Origin of the sequence: Vibrio sp. 10N.222.55.A1 (assembly GCF_041473835.1) — a bacterium.
Classification (GTDB): Bacteria; Pseudomonadota; Gammaproteobacteria; order Enterobacterales; family Vibrionaceae; genus Vibrio; species Vibrio crassostreae_C.
Window position 1 is genome coordinate 26,865 of the sequence record NZ_JBFRSX010000078.1, and the last position, 19,289, is coordinate 46,153.

Genomic DNA, 19,289 nt, shown 5'->3' on the forward strand with positions numbered 1-19,289 from the left:
GACGTTTAGAATAAAACCTACAGTAACATCGGGATAGATACCATGTTGAAAAATATCAACCCAACGCAAACACAAGCGTGGAAAGCTCTAACGGCACATTTTGAGTCTGCTCAAGATATGGATATGAAAGAGCTGTTTGCTCAAGATGCAAAGCGTTTCGAGAGCTTTTCTACTCGTTTCGGTTCTGACATCTTAGTGGATTACTCTAAGAACCTTATCGATGCTGAAACTATGCAGCACCTATTTGCTCTTGCGAACGAGACTGAAGTTAAGTCTGCAATAGAAGCAATGTTCGGTGGTGATGCAATCAACAAGACTGAAGGTCGTTCAGTACTTCACACTGCTCTACGTAACCGTAGCGACAAGCCAGTAATGGTTGACGGCAAAGACGTAATGCCAGCAGTTAACGCTGTACTAGCAAAAATGGAACTGTTCACACACCGCATCGTTTCTGGTGAGTGGAAAGGTTACACAGGTAAAGAGATCACTGATGTTGTAAACATCGGTATCGGCGGTTCGGATCTTGGTCCATACATGGTGACTGAAGCACTAACGCCATACAAAACTCGCCTAAACATGCACTTCGTTTCTAACGTAGATGGCACTCACATCGTTGAGACACTTAAGCCTCTTAACCCAGAAACAACGCTATTCTTAGTGGCATCTAAAACATTCACGACTCAAGAAACAATGACTAACGCGCACTCTGCACGTGATTGGTTCTTGGCTGAAGCGGGTGACAACGCACACGTAGCTAAACACTTCGCAGCACTATCAACTAACGCAACTGCGGTCGCTGAGTTTGGTATTGATACTGACAACATGTTCGAATTCTGGGACTGGGTTGGTGGTCGTTACTCACTATGGTCTGCAATCGGTCTTTCTATCTCACTATCTGTTGGCTTCGATAACTTCGTTGAGCTACTAGAAGGTGCTCACGAGATGGATAACCACTTTGCTTCAACTGAGTTTGAAAGCAACATTCCAGTAATCCTTGCGCTTATCGGTATTTGGTATAACAACTTCCACGGCGCTGAGTCAGAAGCAATTCTACCTTACGACCAGTACATGCACCGTTTTGCAGCTTACTTCCAGCAAGGCAACATGGAATCAAACGGTAAGTTTGTAGACCGTGAAGGCAACCCGGTAGAGTACCAAACAGGTCCTATCATCTGGGGCGAACCTGGTACAAACGGTCAGCATGCTTTCTACCAACTGATTCACCAAGGCACTAAGCTGATCCCATCAGACTTCATTGCTCCTGCAATCAGTCACAACCCAGCATCTGATCACCACCAGAAGCTAATGTCTAACTTCTTTGCTCAAACTGAAGCACTAGCATTCGGTAAGACAAAAGAGACAGTGGAAGCTGAATTCCTAGCGGCTGGCAAAACAGCTGAAGAAGTGGCTGAGCTTGTACCTTTCAAAGTATTTGAAGGTAACCGTCCAACGAACTCTATTCTTGTTAAGCAAATCAACCCTCGCTCTTTAGGTAACCTAATCGCGATGTACGAGCACAAGATCTTCGTTCAAGGCGTTATCTGGAACATCTTCAGCTTCGACCAATGGGGTGTAGAACTTGGTAAGCAACTAGCAAACCAAATTCTTCCAGAGCTTGCTGACGATGCTCAAGTAACGTCTCACGACAGCTCAACTAACGGTCTAATCAACGCATTTAAAGCGCTTAAAGCTTAATTGAGTTGATAGCACCAAAAAAACGCCAACCTTCGGGTTGGCGCTTTTGTATCTGTATAGCAAGCATTGGTTAAATCGCAGGTAATAAAAAAGGCTGGCATGATGCCAACCTTCTTTGATTTGATACTCAGTACTGCTAGAAATAAACAGCTGTTATTCGAAACAGATCTCGATGAAAGCATTACCCCATTGAGATGAGAAAGGCATGATGATGATTGCCCCATCACACTTGTGACGAATCGTATGACCTTTACCGGAAACCACGATTGGTGTTGCCATATCGAAGTCAAAACCGCTTTCCGCAAGAATACGTTTCGCACCGCCAGTCACCATGTTAGTGATTTCACCCACCATATCGGTCACTTCTTCGTTGAGGCCGTTTGGTCGTTCACCAAGCATGTTTTCCATGATTTCGAGAGCGAGACCTTCATCAAAGGTGATCGACATAGAGCCACGAGATTGTGTACCCACCATACCAATTAGGCCGGATACATCACCACGAGCGATTTCATCTTTCTTAACTCTCGGTTTTTGTGGCTTCAATTCTAGAGAAGCCATCGTTTTTAATACGTTCATCAAAGAAGCTAAAAACGGGTTTACAAATTCAGCGCGCATAATGTTCTTCTATAATCTTATTCTTTCATCTCGGAGGAGCAAGATTGGCAAATGCCATGCGATTCAATGACATGATTCGTCAATTGAAAGCCATGCTTCTCAGCGTTACTGGCGAGTAGGGTGACAAGCGCATCGTCCTGCAGTTCTATCACAGTGCCACATTTATCGCAGATCAGTAGTTGGGAGAAATGTTTGTTGGCATTGCAAGAGCAGCAGCATATGAAGCTATTGGTTGACTCAACTCTGTGAATGAAACCTTGCTCCAACAAGAAATCCAAAGCGCGATATACTGTAGGTGGCTTGGCTTGCGGTTCACTGACTTTCAACTGCTCTAATAATTCATAAGCACTGGAGGCTTTTTTATTAGAGAGGATGAGCTCAAACACTCGCTTTCTTTGAGGTGTTAATCTAACGCCTCGCGATGCGCATATCCCTTCAACTTGCTCTATTAATGTGTGGTCCAAATTTTTCACCATTCAATCGGACATCCCTAATCAAACCTTATTTCTAGGTTACTACGTTTTGGGAGCCAATGATTTCTATTAAAGTCAGGTACAGAGCGTATTGTGACCCACGACTTTGAATAAGACAAGGTAACTCAAAATGACAGTGTGACTCAAGGCATAACTGATTAGTGAGGCTGAATTAGAGGTTTGGTGAATAGGTTTAAATAAAAAATGTGAGGTAAAGTTGATATGACATCTTCATTTGAGTTCAATTTAGCTCAATTAATTTTTCTTACAATAATGTGCTGTTTTAAATCACATTTCTTATCGCATATTGTTCCTTATTCGCTAAAATCGATGCCTAATATAGACTAGAAGAAGACTATTGACCCCTCCTGTCAACATGAGCTTGTCATGGTGTATTGGAGTTTTAGTCTTTAATTTCAAATGCTTGGAGTTAAGCTGTGGAGCAAGTAAACAAAGAATCATTTCTGAAACTGTTGTCCATCTATAATCAAAGAGAAAAACGTTATCAACAACGTTTGGATGACTTTAAGGCCATGAGGGATAAGCTTGAAGAAGTGGAAGAACCAAGAGTTAAAAAAAATGAGCTATACATCAAACTGGCTATAGCCGCAGCTATTATTTTAGTCATCGCCTTTATCTTTATTTAAGTCGTCAAATTGGAAGGGAATAAAATGAAAAAGCATTTTGACGCTTTGGCTAAAGCTTCATTAGAAAGTAGTCATCTTAACCTTGGTGAATGGTATGAAAGCTATGGTTTAGCACTGCACTTATTCAAGTCTGATAGCAAAATTTACACAAAGGCGATGAAAAAGCGAGACGGTCATAAAAAGCACATTGCAAAATATATTGAACCTAAGTTACTCACCACGGAAGGAGTAACTGAGGAGTTTAAAAAAATAATGCGTTGGAAGACCTTTGTTGAACGATGGGACGCATATTACGAACCTATTGCAAAGCCTCAAGATCGCGTGCATCACTTGTCTGCAGTATTGGAGGCTTTGTCCGATGAAGATGTTCCACGAGCTTTAATCGAAATCGATAATTTGCCGGTTGACTACTTGATCAACGATACTTTTTGGGGCGAGGTCATTCTCTTTATCGTTGCCGCAAGATCAGGAGATCAAGAGCAGGCCCGATCAATAACGCAAGAACTGTACAACATGGCGCAGAGCGATCACAACACAGCGTTACTTAGCCATTTGTTACCAGCTTTATGTAAGAAATATTTAGATGAAGAGTATTATCCATGGCAAATGAAGGCTCGTGTAGTGAACTGGAATGGAGAAACTTATCATTGTGTTCCGGTATTAATACACAACTTTGATGCTTTTGGTGGTCAAGAGTACATAAACCATACTCCTGTCAGACAACGTGCTCGCGTTGAAAGAAAACATAGCGTGGATTACGTGTATTCTACAGACCGTTATGGAAACCGAGGTCAAAGCATCGCGAGTGCGACTGCTAATGTTGGAATCGCCGTAGCGAGTGCGACAGGTAAAGTTATCGGCCATACTTTGCTTTTGGGCGCCGCAGGGGCGATATATCTAGCGTTAGCCGGTAAGATTCGAGTAAATCACTACAATAATTCCAATCATAAGATAGTCTTAAATCGTAAGACCGAGATGCCTGTCAATTCGTGTGGTTATATCGTGACTAAACAGAACAGTACTATTGAACCATGGCAGGATGAAGAGGGGAGCGAAAGCATAGACAATAGCTTTTCGTTTTTGAACTTCACAGATGGTTTGGCTTATCCATGTCGAAAGGGGTATGACATCCCAGATGAACAAGGGCTTATTCAATTATTATTTGATGAAATAATGTAATCATGATTTGTATTTATGAGTTTTTGAGCCTTTGCTTTCAATCAAATTAAACCATTAAACACGTCCACTCCAACAACATATCAACAATCGAAATCAATGGTTGGAGTCATCATATATTAGCACTTTGCGGTCTCCGTGCTTGGAGGCCGACTTTGTCGTGCTCAGCGTGTGAAACCCAGTTATGTCACATATAAGCTACCAACGGATAAGGATCTCATGTTTTCACCACCTTCACGTGTAACCACGCTTTCAAGAGGGCTGCTTGTCACTACTATTGCTCTTATTCAGGGATGTTCATCTACAGATAAAGTAACACCACCACAACCAACCTTGGAGCGAGGGCTTGGATTACCTGCAGATGCAAAACTAATCTCGAATCATAACTCAGCAGAGGGGCGAGAAATGTTTCGTGATATGCAGTTGGCGTTAAAATCGCGCAATCTTTATCAAACCATGGGAGGGGATATCTCTTACATCAAAGGACAGTGCCCTATTGATGTTATCGCCCACCGTGGCAGCTCTAATTATGCTGAAAACTCTCGTAATGCGATTCAAATGGCGGCGGTAAGTGGTTTTGATGGAGCAGAAATTGATGTGATGCTGACGCGTGATAAAGATTGGGTTGTACATCACGACATAGAAACAGGAAGAGCAACCGCTCGTAGTGATGGTAAGCGATATCGCGTGAGTCGTATTAAGAGTAGTGAGTGGAACTCTCTGAGTGGAAGGAGCCCTGACGGAACATTAGATGGGTATCGTCCCGCTTATTTCAATGAAGCCGTGAATGATTGGTACCATTACGCAACGATTGAACAACCCCTTAATATTGAAATAAAAACATCAGATGGCTCCATGGAAGATTTGTTTAAACTCGACGAAATGGCCAGACAAAGTCTCCCCTATAGAAACTATTTTTATTCATCAATGGATATGGACGTTCTGAAAAAAATGCGGGAAATCAATTCAAGTGTTTATCTTGGGTATGTATGGGAGCCTCATTCGGCGTCGGTTGCTCAGTTTAAGCGGGATGCAAAACGAGGCATGGGTTCTGATGATTATTATCAGAAAAATAAAAAGAATATCGATCGCGCCTTTGCTATGGAGGGGCGTTATCGTAAGCATAAGCCCAAACATTCCGCTAAAACGGTAAAACGAATACTTGGCCCCAATAGTGGATTACATGTTGATATAAGAAGTTACCGACAATATGCGACAATTTACAGCCGTGCGAAAGCGCAAGGCATGAAGGTGGTGACTTATACGATTAACGGAACGGATTACCACCAAGATCAATTGGTCTCGTTAGCTAAGGCAGGTCGACCTCTGCCAGATGAGGCGATCATGGATACCAGTAAGTTCTCTATTTGTCAGCAGCTTGCTCCACAGCTTGTCGTTCAATCAAATGGCTACCAACCCACAACGTTAGCAGGCGAAACCGTTGCTGGCCTACCCAATGACGCTGATTTTCACCGACTCTATGAACAAATAGATTACCTCAAAGATGGCCATTACATCACTAACCGAGGTCTCATTAGGAGTGTGTCATATTCCAAGCCTGCTAGCGTGAAAGGTGTGAAAAAAAGAACGCAAACAACGCAGAGCGCGAAGCCAGCAGTGCTGTTTGATATTCAAGATGAAGATTTAAATTTAAGTAACGATGCGATCAGCATTTCGATGCCGACAGAAAAATGATGTTTGATGAGAACAGGGATAGACAAATTATGGAAGCGTTAAGATGAAACCAGTTCCTAGCCAGGACGTAATAACCACAAATAATAAGAAGCCGAAATGGTTGGCTGTTTTGTTGTTTTTTTGTTCACTTCTTTATCTTTTTCCTGAAGTCGCTTTCAACGCCAAGTTGGTTGAAATTGCGGGTGGAATCGATGTTAGTGATGCTCAATTACATAAAACGGAGCTATTTGGCCGAACCATCTCAGGGATCGGGGTGACTTTAATTGTTGCGGATTTTCTACTTAAAGGATGGCTGACCACGACGAAGTTTCGCGCTATTTCATCGTTGGTCGTGATTACAGCTTTGGTTTGGCCAACGGTTTTTTTTGGTCAAAAGGCGGTAATAGATAAATGGTTGATTGAACCGAGTAGTGCAAAGCAGAGACAGGAGGCTTTCTTTTCCTCTGTACTGCGATCTAGTTTAGCGATGAATGCGATTAATATCGAAGGGATCCCTTATAACTCAGAGGCGAGTACCGAGTCGTCAGAAATGACTTTTCTCGCTTTGATCGGTGGGTTGGTTTACAGCAATGATGCATTCTTAAGTCATATTGATGATAAGAAAGTTCAAATTTTGGATCGTTATATTCAAAATCGAGCAAACGCCAATTTCGATGAGCACTATGCGAACTATAAAGTATTACGGAGTGAAGTTCAGCAATCGTGGCATCAATATCAAAAACATGTTGGGGCGTATAATCAGACGGTAGAGTCTCGCCATCAAAAGGCCAATCAAGCGTGGGAAGAGGTCGAGTCGACCGTCGCGACGGGGTATCGTGATTATCAACAGGCGAGTAAGGCCTATTTAACGAGAGCAGAGGCGAGAGCACAAAGAGTTGCACAACCTATTTTTGACCTATTTGATGATAAAGAACGCTGTTATAAACGCAAAGGAAGCTCAAGAGCCAATTGTATCAGCCGCATTGAAGATCGCTATGAACGCTTATTAAAAGATAACTCGATTCCCCACCAACCGATGGATTATTGGTTAGAGAAAACCTTTCGACGAACGAAAGGTGAAACATCTTGGGGGGAAGCATTCGGTTCTCTAGGCTTATCAGTTATCCAAGCCGGTATTGAGCAGGCGACAGGGCAAGCTGGAGAAGCCATTCAAGATAAAACGTATACCAATAGTGTCGCTCATTACACACCACGAATACTGGCAGTGTGGCAAAAACAGTTCTTAAAAGAGACCGGTTATCCTATGGGAATCGACTCTATGTCGGAGTTTCGCTCCCACTCTACAACAGCAAGTAAGGTTCGTACTCAAGTTCATCGAAAGGGGATCCATTTAGACTCCAATTGGCAAATAAACCAAATTAGCGTGTTTAAAAATGCAGTCAGAAACAAAGTTATGAAGGACACCAAAGCTCGTTGGCATGCCGAGGCAAAGCAGCGGGGTTACGACATTGAACCGAACTTATCTTGGAATGATTTTCAAAAAGTAGCCGAAGTTCAGCAACAAATAAAGAATCGTATGGGCGAACGTTATTACGTCGAGCCCATGATGGCGACGTGGAATAATAAGCAATTTTACCAACAGGTTATTGTTCCAAATGTGAGGCGTGAGAGAGATTATTGGCTAGGTTATATTGAGGCGTCACGCGCTCAGTTTGCTGATGATGGCCCTTATGCTGAACAAGGCAAAGCGGCATTGCGTTCTATCATTGTGCCGCCAATATCAATGGGACTATCGCTATTTCTCGTTGTCCTAACGGTGTTTAAGCTGCCAGGAAAATTTATCGTGTTGATGAATTACCATAAACCACGGCCAGCACCGAACTTGAAGAGCAAGGCTCTGAATATAGGCAGCTCGTTTATCGTCATATTCGTTATTCTTGTTGTGCCTGTGAATGTATTTTCATCCAAGTACACTCAAACGGACTCAACGATTGGCTTTTTCTTAGAGCAAGTCAGTGACACACTATCTCCGTCGGCTTCTTATGCCGTTCGTTGGGTGATACATACTCAACCGTTGATTCATCCACTTGGCGCTCAAATAGACAAAAGTATGCGTATTACTGATGGGTTTTCTACCTCTTTGGAGCATTCGGTAGCGGAGTTGGATGGTGTTTTTGCTCGTTATTTAACTCAGCGTGCTGAGAGCGAACCGGTGAGTTCAGCTAAAAACAATAATGAAGCCCAAACGGAGTTTCCTATGTACATCAATTCAAACGCACAGAACCAACCGGGTTTTAAGGTTCGAATAATGAATATTAAGCCTAGGTACCAAGCCGGTATGCGATTGCCAGAGGGTAATTATGATGTTGAGGTCCGTGCCAATGGATACCAACCAAAGCGTTTATGGGTAAAGCACAGTAAAGGAAAAGCCTCTCACCGAATCGAACTTGAAAAGTTGGTTATTTAAGTCCGCGTCATAGAAAGTGAACAGAAGAAAATGATCTGCTCCTTCCACTAAAAAGGGTTTAGCGTTACTTGGCGCGGGAGCTGCTTTGGTAGCTGGTCACCCTGAACTTATCACCGCGAGCGTATCGGCAGACGGTGTTCAATTCGGTGGCATTATTGGCGCAAGTGCTCCCATAGTATTTGGCCTATGGGAAACCCTACGCAATGAGTTCAAGTAATGGCAGAATATCAAACACTAATAGTTGCAGTTGTCAGTGCCTTGTCGAGCGGTGTAGGTGTAGGGATTACACTCAAAACTGATGTTAAATGGCTGCGCTTGATGATGGAAAAGATGGATGAGCGTTTGACACGACTTGAAAATAAATGCCTTAAATGACGTAACATATGGTTAGAGGCGATGTACTCCATTGAAAAATGAAAATGTATTTATAATTAGTTTAGAGGTAGAGTGTCCCTGAGAGCTTTATCTTCTACACTTAATTTAAGCCTGCAATAACAGAACAGTATATGTGCAGTTCTAGATTAAAAAATATTCAGTTTTATTGTCGTACCTACCTATACTGTTGTTAAAGAATTGATGGTTTTTATGGTGTTTCACCTTTATTCAAGGTATAAAGATGAGGCAAAACTGGATCTTTTAGGGCTGAAGAGTATAATTCCGAGCCCTAAGATTGAGAGCATACCTTTAATTGGAACTAGGATTATGATTACGCGCACGAACCAAACAGTGCTGGAAAGCAGATTGATAACATCTGTACCAACCGATGATAGCAAAAGCTGTTATCAGGTGCGTTGCCTCTATGCAGGCGATGACTTAGCTAGGTTCATTGTTATCGACTCTACAGATGTCCAGAAATATCAAGTTGAGATATTGGCAGAGGCTCGTTTTAGTTTTAAGCAAAACCATCTTGCCTTTAAGTCACAAAATCTAACTGACTCAATCACAAAATTACTTAAAAGTAAAATATTTAACTTTGCACAACAAGAGCTTGGAAGAATTCCCCAAGTTTTTTAAAAGTTAAATTTATAGGGTATACTAGGCTCCTCACATAGGTAAGGAGCCTTTTTTGTGCCTGAATTAAATCCAACCGGATATGCAAAACAACTCAACAGTGGTAACTATGAACAGTTACCAATTATTAGTGAACAGTACGATGTTGTTGATGATGCAGGCATTCCAATTCCTCTTAGGATGGTACACCATCAACGAGACACATATGTATCAGATGCTGAGACTCCAGACGGAGTTGTAATTATTTTTGCAATTGATTTTGAAGAATTGGATTCGGCAATAGATCTTTTAACTCAGGCTCAAGAGAGATCTTTAGAGGCGAAAGATTTGTATGATTATGTGGTTGAAAATCATGATGGAATGTATGAAGAGAATGTTATAGGTCGAATTGCTTTTAATATTCTTCCTGGGCCTATCTCAGTTAAGGAACTAACAGTAGTCCCAAGAATTTGTGGAGCTTACATTAAGGAAAAGTATCGCCGCTATCGCATTTCCCCAATCGGTTATCAAATACTTGGCCATCACTATGGTGCGGTACAATCAGATCAAGAGCAAACCCCACTTGGTGCCAAGTTGTGGTATGCAAGCCTACCTAAATTCGGAAAGGTCGTTGCCGTAGATACTAAAATAGAAAGTATTTTAGAAGAAGTTTTGCATACTTGCCCACCTACTGGTGAGTATTGGGATGGAACTGTGTTAGTAAATACAGATAATGAAAAAGATTTAAGCTCCCTAGGTAAAGTTCCTTATTCTTTAGTCGAATCTAAAAAACACGTAGTGTTCGAGTTCGTACCGTCGAAATAATCGTAAGATAAGGCTCATTACTGAGCCTTGTTGTGCAGTTTATGTGGAAACAATTGCGTATAAACCTGCCATAGAATATTCAGATTTCTGTGGCCAGTAACTTGAGCAAATTCTTCAATTGAGTAGCCCTTTTCAAACAACCGACTCGCCCCTTCCCTTCTCAAGTCGTGGTACCTCAAATCTTCAATACCTAACTCATTTCTTACTCGCTGAAAGCCTGCACTAACACTTCGTGAGTTGTACGGGAAAATAAGCTCACTTTTGTTTGGTTGCTTTAGTGCGATCTCAAATGACTCGCCAAGCAGTGGCACAATCATGTGATTACCCTCTTTCTTCCTTGGGTCTTTTCTATCTCTAACGAGTATCGTTTTATGTTCTTGGTTCAGGTCTTCCCAACGCAGCTTGCAGACTTCACCTATTCGCATGCAAGTAAGAATGCTGAATTCAAGAATGTCGGTGAATGGGATTCGAGTTGTACCGTTTGGCCTAAAAGACTCGCGTTGCTCTAATCCAAGCTTTAAGAGTTTCAGTTCTTCAGAAGTAGGGCGGCGTGTTCGTTTTTGACTTTTACCAACTAACCCCATATCAATCAGAACAGGCACCGCTTCATCAAATATCTGGTGATTGGTGTCGATGTTGAAGACAGGCTTAGACTTTTTCATTACAGAACGTAGGTAAGCAATATCATGATAAATCGTTGCGGGTTTGGCTCCTGCGCCTCTTCTATTTTTACAGTGCTCGATTAAGTCGCTAGTTCGTAGTTGATTACTCTCAACTTGGGCGATGTCGCAATCCCTAAGCATTTTAATAACGTAGCGTTTTGTGCGGCCTGTATTGTCCCAGAGATCACGCTCAGCCATGAACAAATCGAGGAGTACCGAAAGGGGGACTGTTTTTGGCTGATTGAGTACCCCTTGAGCTTCTAGTTCAGCTACCCTTTTTTTACCGAAAGCTTTAGCGAGTGCTTTCTTTTTTAGAGTTTTGCTTTCCCTGTGTATAATGCGCGAATTCTTTTTAACGATGATTGTTACCTTGAACCTTGGTTCACCGCTTTTTAGCTTTCTGGTCTCGATGGTATAACTTGCCATTGTCCAACTCCTAAAGGGGTACTTGAGGGGTACTACAGGAAGTAATTCCGTTTAATTCTAGGTAATTCACTGTATGTTTGTACAGTATTAATTGAGACTGAATCATGACAAACACTAATAAAACCAGTAAATACGCTAGTAACCGACTTTCTGTTGCACCCATGCTCGATTGGACTGACCGCCACTGTCGTTACTTTCACCGTTTGCTTTCTCAGCAGACTCTTCTGTACACGGAAATGGTAACAACGGGCGCGATCTTACATGGTAAGGGCGACTTCCTAGAATATAACGAGCAAGAACATCCTCTTGCACTTCAACTCGGTGGTTCAAACCCGGTTGATCTTGCTGCTTGTGCCAAGCTTGCTGGTGAACGCGGTTATGATGAAGTGAATCTTAACGTAGGTTGCCCTTCAGACCGAGTTCAGAATGGTCGATTTGGTGCATGCTTGATGGCTGAGCCCGAGTTGGTGGCAGATTGTGTTTCAGCGATGAAAGAAGTCACTGATATTCCAATTACCGTGAAAACGCGTATCGGTATCGATGACCAAGACTCTTATGAGTTTCTAACTAAGTTTGTTTCGACGGTTTCTGAAAAAGGTGGCTGTGAGCAATTTACTATTCACGCGCGTAAAGCGTGGTTGAGTGGTCTTAGCCCGAAAGAGAACCGAGAGATTCCACCGCTAGATTACGATCGTGCATACCAAATCAAGAAAGATTTCTCTGATCTTGTGATTGCCGTGAATGGTGGCGTTACTACTCTTGAGCAAACTAAAGAGCACTTGCAACACCTTGATGGTGTGATGATCGGTCGTGAGGCTTACCATAGCCCATTTATCTTGGCTGAAGTTGATCAGCAGATCTTTGGTTTAGACACGCCAATCAAGAAGCGCTCACAAGTGGTTGAAGAAATGTACCCGTACATTGAGCGTGAGCTTTCAAATGGTGCAAGCTTAGGACACATCTCTCGTCATATGCTTGGTTTGTTCCAAAGCATGCCGGGCGCAAGACAATGGCGTCGTTACATCAGTGAAAACGCACATAAGAAAGGTGCAGGTATCGAAGTGATGCAGACAGCATTGGCTAAGATCCCTAAAGAGCTAAACGTATAATCTCCCTCGAGGTTAAAAGTTCGAGCTTAAAAGCCCAAGGTTAGAAACTTAAGGTTAAAAAACCAAGCTTAAAAACCTAAGCTTAAAAACCTAAGGTTAAATTCGCCACTGGAGGCTAAATTTGCCATTGATCGTTTCTTTAAAAGCCACGCATTTAGATGTGTGGCTTTTTATTTGATTGATAAGTAAGGGTTTTATTGGTTTCACTAACTTGGTATGGAAGCTGCAATGTTAGAAAGTAGGAAAGATAGGTCATTAACTCATTAGGGAGACCATTATGTTTGAATTAATCTTTGTTCTTATTTTCGTCGCAACTTTACTTGTCACTGGTATCACGTTTATGACGGTATTGGCTGCAACCGGAATCGCGTTAGTCGTCATGTTGGTCTTGGGTATGATGGGGGTTGTGTTTAAGTTGCTGCCTTGGTTAATTGTGATTGCATTGGGTATCTGGTTTTTCAAAAACTTTGTACACAGTTCTAACCAAAGACGTTACTAAGGTCATGGTGTCGTCAAATCTTTGATCGTCAGCGGTTTATCGTTTGAGAATTTAAGATGTGTGATAGAATTTTCCCCAATAATCTATGAATGTGCATACAATTAGCACAACGATATGGAATTGGAGCTATCTCAAATGAATAAAATGCCATTAATTGCTTTAGTGGGAATGCTATCTTTAAGCTCGGCAGTGTCTGCTGAAGAAGAGTTTTCTTACACGGCTAAAGTCGGTGCCGATATGTGGTGGGGAAGTACAAAGCTAAACGAAGTTAGACAAGATGATGATTCTAACTCACCTTCGTTGTATTTCGCATTTGAGCATAATGCCCCGATGCTACCAAACGCTAGCTTTCGCTATACTTCTGTTGATGCAGATTCATTGGCTTTCGATAAGTACGACTACACCTTCTATTACACGTTGTTAGATCACAAGCTGATGAACTTCGATGCGGGTGTGACGTTTACTCAATACTCAAACTCGAATTACATTGAACCAAAAGCAACAGGTGCGAAAACATCGACGTTTGATGAGTTCACGTGGAGCTTCTACGGTAACGCAGAGATCAATGTGCCGGACACCAACTTCGATATCATTGGTACGATGGAGTTCGGTGATAGCAGTGGTATTAAGAGCACTGACTTGATGGCGGGTGTTCAGTACCGAATTCCAGTATCAGAATCTGAAATTGCCCTGCGTGGTGGTTACCGTGTTATCGATTTAGATTCGGATGAGTTCTTTAGCTCAGAACTAGGCAAGAGCTTTGTCATGGTCGATGGTTGGTTTGCTGGTGCTGAAGTGCGCTTCTAGTCCATATAAAGCAAATTTAGAGCGAATTTTAAGAACGCCACTTTATTAAGTGGCGTTTTTTTATATCTATTGGTTACTTGAGTATATATCTTTCTGGAATTAGTTAGCACATTCATCACTTTCGACCATCCTTAATACAGAGAGCCAATTTGCGTCTATTCTTATAAGGTCTATGTAGTGAGGTCAAAGCAAGGGATGGAATATGACACTCAATGAATTGAGAAATTTATATAGAGAAAACCTGTTAGTTGAAGCCATCATAGAGCCCTCAATTCAAGAAGGGTCTTGGGTTGTGGAGTTTCGTCATATGGGTGGTGGCTTCGTTCTGCTTACTGATGTTCATGGTGAAGAATGTCATTACGCGGATTTAGACTTGGCATCTAAGTCGGCAATGGCGGTTGGCTTTCAGCAAGTACGCATTGAAAACCAGTAAGACAATTTACGTTTCAATCGGTTTTTACTTCCAAAAAGTTATAAAACATACTTTTCTATTCTTTCTTGTTATTAAAAGGAGTGGTTAATCTATCGTCACGCAATGATTAGGGATGTCGTGACCATGTCTTTAAATAAGAAAGAGTCTTCACAAAATAATAATGCACAGTCTGGGGCTAATGAGTTACCTGGGCTAGCAGCACCACTTAATGACCAACAATTGGGTCATCTTCAGCAAACTGTTTCTGAACTGTCTTCACAACAACTGGCATGGGTCAGTGGTTACCTTTGGGGAGTGAGCCAAGCTCAGCCTGTCGGTGCTGCTGCGCCAATTGCTCAAGCGGCCGCTGCAGTAGCGGCTAAGCCAGCGGGTAAGCTCAGCATTATCTTCGCTTCTCAAACCGGTAATGCTAAAGGCGTCGCTGAATCGCTCGAGGCAGAAGCAAAAGCCTTAGGTATCGCCGTCGAGCTTTTCGATGCGAGTGATTATAAAGGTAAGAACCTAGCCAAAGAGACACACGTCATTTTCGTCGCTTCAACCAATGGTGAGGGCGAAGCCCCTGATAACGCGATTGAGTTGCATGAATTCCTTCAATCGAAGAAAGCGCCAAAATTATCAAACCTACAATACGGTGTGATTGGTTTAGGTGACTCAAGCTATGAGTTCTTCTGCCAAACGGCTAAAGACTTCGATAACTTCCTCGCTAAGCTTGGTGCGAAATCGTTTGTCGATCGCCTTGATTGTGATGTTGATTACGAAGAGTCAGCAACGGAATGGCGCGCTAAAGCGTTATCACAAGTTCAAGAAACGCTATCGACAGGTGCCGAGGCTGATATCGTTCAGTTACCAGTAGGCCAAGCAGCTGCCGGTCATTCGCAATACACCAAACAAAATCCATATACAGCGACACTATTAACCAGTCAAAAGATCACGGGTCGTGACTCGGGTAAAGATGTTCGTCATATCGAGATTGATCTTGATGAGTCGGGCATTACCTACCAACCCGGCGATGCGCTAGGCGTATGGTATGAAAACAGTTCGGAACTCGCAAATCAGATTCTTTCTAAGGTTGGGTTATCGGGTATCGAAAGTGTCGATGTCGATGGTGAGAATCTATCTATCCATAGTGCGCTAGTGAGTAAATTTGAGATTACCACTTCAAACCCTCAACTTGTGACTAAGTTTGCTGAGTTATCGGGCAGCAAGAAGTTAATCAAGCTGGTGGAAGATAAAGACAAGCTTCGTGAATACGCGGGTAATACTCAAGTTGTCGATGTTTTAGCTGAGAAGAAAACTAAGCTATCGGCTGATGAGTTAATTGGCCTGTTACGTAAGCTGACACCGCGTCTCTATTCTATTGCATCAAGCCAAGCAGAAGTAGATGAAGAAGTTCACTTGACGGTTGGTTTGGTTGAATACCAAAAAGGCGAAGAGTCTCGTTTAGGCGGAGCTTCTAGCTTCTTAGCTCAACGTCTTGAAGAGGGTGGTGAAGTGAAGGTGTTTGTTGAGAACAACAATAACTTCAAATTACCACAAGACGACAATACACCAATCATCATGGTCGGCCCGGGTACCGGTATCGCACCGTTCCGCAGTTTTGTTCAAGAGCGTGAAAACAATGATGCTGAAGGAAAAAGCTGGTTGTTCTTTGGTGACCGTACCTTTACTCAAGATTTCTTATACCAAGTTGAATGGCAAAAGTACCTCAAGTCTGGCGCGCTAACTAAGCTCGATGTTGCCTTTAGCCGTGACCAAAAAGAAAAGGTTTATGTTCAGGATCGTTTAATCGAACAAGCAGAGCAGGTGTGGCAATGGCTGCAAGAGGGCGCGTACCTCTATGTCTGTGGCGATGCGACTCGAATGGCTAAAGATGTTCATGAAGCGTTAGTTTCGATAGCGGAAAAGCATGGCAACCAGAGCCGCGAGCAAGCTGAACAATATATTAATGATTTACGTAAAGCGAAACGTTACCAAAGGGATGTGTACTAATGAGCAAGCAAGTAATAGAGCAAGAAGTGCTAGGTCAAGTACTTGGACCTTTGGCTGACAATGAGCGTCTTAAGCGTGAAAGTAATAACCTACGCGGTACGATTGAACAAGATCTCCAAGACCGCATAACAGGTGGCTTTACTGCTGATAACTTTCAGTTGATTCGTTTCCACGGTATGTATCAACAAGACGACCGTGATATTCGTAACGAACGTACCAAACAAAAGCTCGAACCGTTACATAACGTCATGCTTCGTGCTCGTATGCCTGGTGGCATCATTACCCCTAAGCAGTGGTTGGCGATTGATAAGTTCGCAGACGAAAGTACCTCTTACGGTTCAATTCGTCTAACAACTCGTCAAACGTTTCAGTTCCACGGTGTCTTGAAGCCGAACATTAAGTTGATGCACCAAACGCTAAATAGCATTGGCATTGATTCAATTGCGACAGCGGGTGATGTAAACCGAAATGTTCTATGTACGACAAACCCGGTTGAATCTGAACTTCATCAAGAAGCTTACGAGTGGGCGAAAAAGATCAGTGAACATCTATTACCGAAGACTCGTGCTTATGCAGAAATCTGGTTAGATGGTGAAAAACTAGAAACAACGGATGAAGAACCTATCCTTGGTAGCAACTACCTACCGCGTAAGTTCAAGACGACGGTTGTCATTCCTCCGCAAAATGATGTGGACGTCCATGCTAACGATCTTAACTTTGTTGCTATTGCTGAAGACGGAAAGCTGGTGGGCTTTAATGTGTTAGTTGGTGGCGGTTTAGCGATGACACACGGTGATACCTCTACTTATGCACGTAAAGCTGACGACTTTGGTTTTGTGCCATTAGATAAAACGTTAGATGTAGCAGCGGCGGTGGTAACGACTCAGCGTGACTGGGGTAACCGTTCAAACCGTAAGAATGCAAAAACCAAATACACACTAGACCGTGTTGGTATTGATGTATTCAAAGCAGAAGTAGAAAAGCGTGCAGGCGTAGAATTTTCTGAAAGCCGTCCTTATGAGTTTACTGGCCGTGGTGATCGCATTGGTTGGGCGGAAGGCATTGATGGTAAGCACCACTTGGCGTTATTCATCGAGAATGGTCGTTTACTTGATTTTCCGGGTAAAGCTCTGAAAACAGGTGTTGCTGAAATAGCGAAGATCCACAAAGGTGACTTCCGCATGACTGCAAACCAAAACCTAATTGTTGCGGGTGTGTCGACGAGTCAAAAGGCCAAGATTGAAAAACTGGCGCGTCAATATGGCTTGATGGATGATGCTGTTTCAGAGCAACGTAAAAACTCAATGGCGTGTGTGGCTTTCCCAACATGTCCTTTAGCAATGGCAGAAGCTGAGCGCTTTCTTCCTGAGTTTGTAACGGATGTTGAAGACATTCTGAAAAAACATGGATTACCAGAAGAAGATAACATCATCCTTCGAATCACAGGTTGTCCAAACGGTTGTGGTCGTGCAATGTTGGCTGAACTTGGTTTAGTGGGTAAGGCTCCGGGGCGTTACAACATGCACCTAGGTGGCAACAAGGCCGGAACTCGTATCCCTAAGATGTATAAAGAGAACATCACATCAGCTCAGATCTTAGAAGAGATTGATGCGCTGGTGGGACGTTGGGCTACAGAACGCAACGACAAAGAAGGGTTCGGTGATTTTACAATCCGAACTGGCATCATCGAAGAGGTGATCATTTCCAAGAGGGATCTGCATGCATAATTCTGTCGCTTCAAAATTGAAGTTAGCAGAGCTACTCGCATTGACTAAGACGGAGCAAATACTTCGTCTTGGACAAATCAACGCAGAGTTAGAGCAGCTAACCGCATTAGAAAGAGTTAAGTGGGCTTTAGATAATTTAGAAGGGACACATGTTGTGTCTTCTAGTTTCGGAATCCAAGCAGCATTGATGTTGCACCTAGTGACCCAAGCAAAACCAGATATTCCGGTTATTTTGACTGACACAGGGTATCTATTTCCGGAGACCTATCGCTTTATTGATGAGTTAAGTCAGAAGTTGACTCTAAACCTTCAAGTCTTTCGCGCCCAACAGAGCCCTAATTGGCAAGAAGCGCAATATGGAAAACTTTGGGATCAAGGTATAGAAGGGATAGAGAAGTACAACAAGCTTAATAAAGTTGAACCGATGAGAAGAGCGTTGGATGAGCTCGAGGCTGGGACATGGTTTTCCGGTTTAAGAAGAGAGCAATCTCAATCGCGTGCAAATTTGCCAATCTTATCTATCCAAAATGGTGTGTTTAAATTTTTGCCGGTAATCGATTGGACGAATAAAGATGTTCACTATTACCTAGAAGAGCATGGTCTCGGTTATCACCCGCTTCGAGAGCAGGGTTACCTTTCTGTTGGAGATACACATACAACTAAGAAGTGGGAACCGGGTATGACTGAAGAGGAAACTCGTTTTAATGGGTTGAAACGCGAATGTGGTCTCCATGAAGATGATGGAGAGCAATATGGTTCTGGGATTTAGACTCGTTGCCATTTAAAAAGCTGCCATGAGGCAGCTTTTTTGTTTTCTAGGATGAAAATTAGATCAATTGTGGATAAGTCTGTGGTTATTTTGTAAGTACTCTGTAGTTAAACTTGCACAAATAAGGCTTTGAGTGTTTATTCGCCATGTAATCGTTATTTTTGCATCTTTCTTTAATAAACACTTGCCAATGTGATGAACATCTCTATAATGCCGCCTCACTGACACGGCAGATGCCACAAGGCTTCAGCGCAGAATGTTAGTAAGGCAACTAGCTTTAAGCGATAATTCGCTCCTACTTTTAGAAAGTAGAAATTAATTTTCAAAAGTGTTTGACACTGAGAA

Annotated in this window: 19 protein-coding genes; 16 read left to right on the plus strand and 3 right to left on the minus strand. The window is 42.6% G+C overall.

Translation table 11 applies throughout. The annotated features are described in order from the left end of the window. The first annotated feature begins 42 nt into the window (after positions 1-42). Positions 43-1,695 carry a glucose-6-phosphate isomerase gene (pgi, locus tag AB4493_RS19895; protein ID WP_017065622.1) on the plus strand — a complete coding sequence of 551 codons (1,653 nt, stop codon included), beginning with the start codon at positions 43-45 and terminating at the stop codon, positions 1,693-1,695. Between the two features lie 153 nt (positions 1,696-1,848). Here pgi and AB4493_RS19900 read toward each other — a convergent pair whose 3' ends face one another. Continuing rightward, positions 1,849-2,310: a chemotaxis protein CheX gene (locus AB4493_RS19900; RefSeq protein ID WP_017059940.1), complete on the minus strand. Its 462-nt coding sequence runs from the start codon at positions 2,308-2,310 to the stop codon at positions 1,849-1,851. A 17-nt stretch (positions 2,311-2,327) separates the two neighbouring features. Beyond that, the gene (gene zur / locus AB4493_RS19905) at positions 2,328-2,786 is read right to left on the minus strand and encodes a zinc uptake transcriptional repressor Zur (RefSeq protein WP_017059941.1); all 459 of its coding nucleotides are present in this window, start codon (positions 2,784-2,786) and stop codon (positions 2,328-2,330) included. Between the two features lie 434 nt (positions 2,787-3,220). Here zur and AB4493_RS19910 point away from each other — a divergent pair, with 434 nt between their 5' ends. From AB4493_RS19910 to AB4493_RS19945, 8 genes are all read left to right on the plus strand, one after another. Then, positions 3,221-3,430 (plus strand): hypothetical protein, encoded by a 210-nt coding sequence (locus AB4493_RS19910; protein WP_017059942.1) that lies wholly within the window; start codon positions 3,221-3,223, stop codon positions 3,428-3,430. A 24-nt stretch (positions 3,431-3,454) separates the two neighbouring features. Next, entirely contained in the window at positions 3,455-4,609 is a 1,155-nt protein-coding gene (locus tag AB4493_RS19915; RefSeq protein WP_017059943.1) for a hypothetical protein, read from the plus strand. A gap of 216 nt (positions 4,610-4,825) precedes the next feature. Further along, positions 4,826-6,301: a glycerophosphodiester phosphodiesterase gene (locus AB4493_RS19920; RefSeq protein WP_372155672.1), complete on the plus strand. Its 1,476-nt coding sequence runs from the start codon at positions 4,826-4,828 to the stop codon at positions 6,299-6,301. A gap of 43 nt (positions 6,302-6,344) precedes the next feature. Continuing rightward, positions 6,345-8,708: a hypothetical protein gene (locus AB4493_RS19925; protein ID WP_017059945.1), complete on the plus strand. Its 2,364-nt coding sequence runs from the start codon at positions 6,345-6,347 to the stop codon at positions 8,706-8,708. Positions 8,709-8,793: 85 nt separating this feature from the next. Continuing rightward, positions 8,794-8,925 (plus strand): hypothetical protein, encoded by a 132-nt coding sequence (locus tag AB4493_RS19930; RefSeq protein WP_017059946.1) that lies wholly within the window; start codon positions 8,794-8,796, stop codon positions 8,923-8,925. Then, positions 8,925-9,083, plus strand: a complete 159-nt coding sequence (locus AB4493_RS19935; protein ID WP_372155673.1) for a hypothetical protein — start codon at positions 8,925-8,927, stop codon at positions 9,081-9,083. Before AB4493_RS19930 ends, AB4493_RS19935 begins: the two co-directional genes overlap by 1 nt. A gap of 327 nt (positions 9,084-9,410) precedes the next feature. Continuing rightward, positions 9,411-9,722, plus strand: coding sequence for a hypothetical protein (locus AB4493_RS19940; RefSeq protein ID WP_372155675.1), 312 nt, complete (start codon positions 9,411-9,413; stop codon positions 9,720-9,722). A gap of 54 nt (positions 9,723-9,776) precedes the next feature. Beyond that, positions 9,777-10,523, plus strand: a complete 747-nt coding sequence (locus AB4493_RS19945) for a hypothetical protein (RefSeq protein WP_372155676.1) — start codon at positions 9,777-9,779, stop codon at positions 10,521-10,523. A 17-nt stretch (positions 10,524-10,540) separates the two neighbouring features. On the opposite strand, the gene AB4493_RS19950 is transcribed toward AB4493_RS19945, so the two are convergent. After that, complete coding sequence (locus AB4493_RS19950; protein ID WP_372155677.1) at positions 10,541-11,611, minus strand: tyrosine-type recombinase/integrase; 1,071 nt, start codon at positions 11,609-11,611, stop codon at positions 10,541-10,543. Between the two features lie 104 nt (positions 11,612-11,715). On the opposite strand from AB4493_RS19950, the gene dusA reads away from it, so the two are divergent. The 7 genes from dusA to AB4493_RS19985 all read left to right on the plus strand — a co-directional run bounded on the left by dusA (position 11,716) and on the right by AB4493_RS19985 (position 18,944). Beyond that, positions 11,716-12,720: a tRNA dihydrouridine(20/20a) synthase DusA gene (dusA, locus tag AB4493_RS19955; RefSeq protein ID WP_016796670.1), complete on the plus strand. Its 1,005-nt coding sequence runs from the start codon at positions 11,716-11,718 to the stop codon at positions 12,718-12,720. Positions 12,721-12,997: 277 nt separating this feature from the next. Then, the gene (gene pspG / locus AB4493_RS19960; protein WP_004735816.1) at positions 12,998-13,219 is read left to right on the plus strand and encodes an envelope stress response protein PspG; all 222 of its coding nucleotides are present in this window, start codon (positions 12,998-13,000) and stop codon (positions 13,217-13,219) included. A 135-nt stretch (positions 13,220-13,354) separates the two neighbouring features. Continuing rightward, positions 13,355-14,026, plus strand: coding sequence for a TIGR04219 family outer membrane beta-barrel protein (locus tag AB4493_RS19965; protein WP_017059951.1), 672 nt, complete (start codon positions 13,355-13,357; stop codon positions 14,024-14,026). Between the two features lie 202 nt (positions 14,027-14,228). Then, a complete protein-coding gene (locus AB4493_RS19970) occupies positions 14,229-14,459 on the plus strand; it encodes a hypothetical protein (protein WP_004735813.1) in 231 nt (76 codons plus the stop codon). A gap of 123 nt (positions 14,460-14,582) precedes the next feature. Further along, positions 14,583-16,448, plus strand: coding sequence for an assimilatory sulfite reductase (NADPH) flavoprotein subunit (locus AB4493_RS19975; RefSeq protein ID WP_017059952.1), 1,866 nt, complete (start codon positions 14,583-14,585; stop codon positions 16,446-16,448). After that, the gene (gene cysI, locus AB4493_RS19980) at positions 16,448-18,175 is read left to right on the plus strand and encodes an assimilatory sulfite reductase (NADPH) hemoprotein subunit (protein WP_372134081.1); all 1,728 of its coding nucleotides are present in this window, start codon (positions 16,448-16,450) and stop codon (positions 18,173-18,175) included. The genes AB4493_RS19975 and cysI overlap by 1 nt, the downstream gene beginning before the upstream one ends. Further along, on the plus strand, positions 18,168-18,944 hold the full coding sequence (locus tag AB4493_RS19985) for a phosphoadenylyl-sulfate reductase (RefSeq protein WP_017059954.1): 777 nt from the start codon (positions 18,168-18,170) through the stop codon (positions 18,942-18,944). Before cysI ends, AB4493_RS19985 begins: the two co-directional genes overlap by 8 nt. The last annotated feature ends 345 nt before the right edge of the window (positions 18,945-19,289 follow it).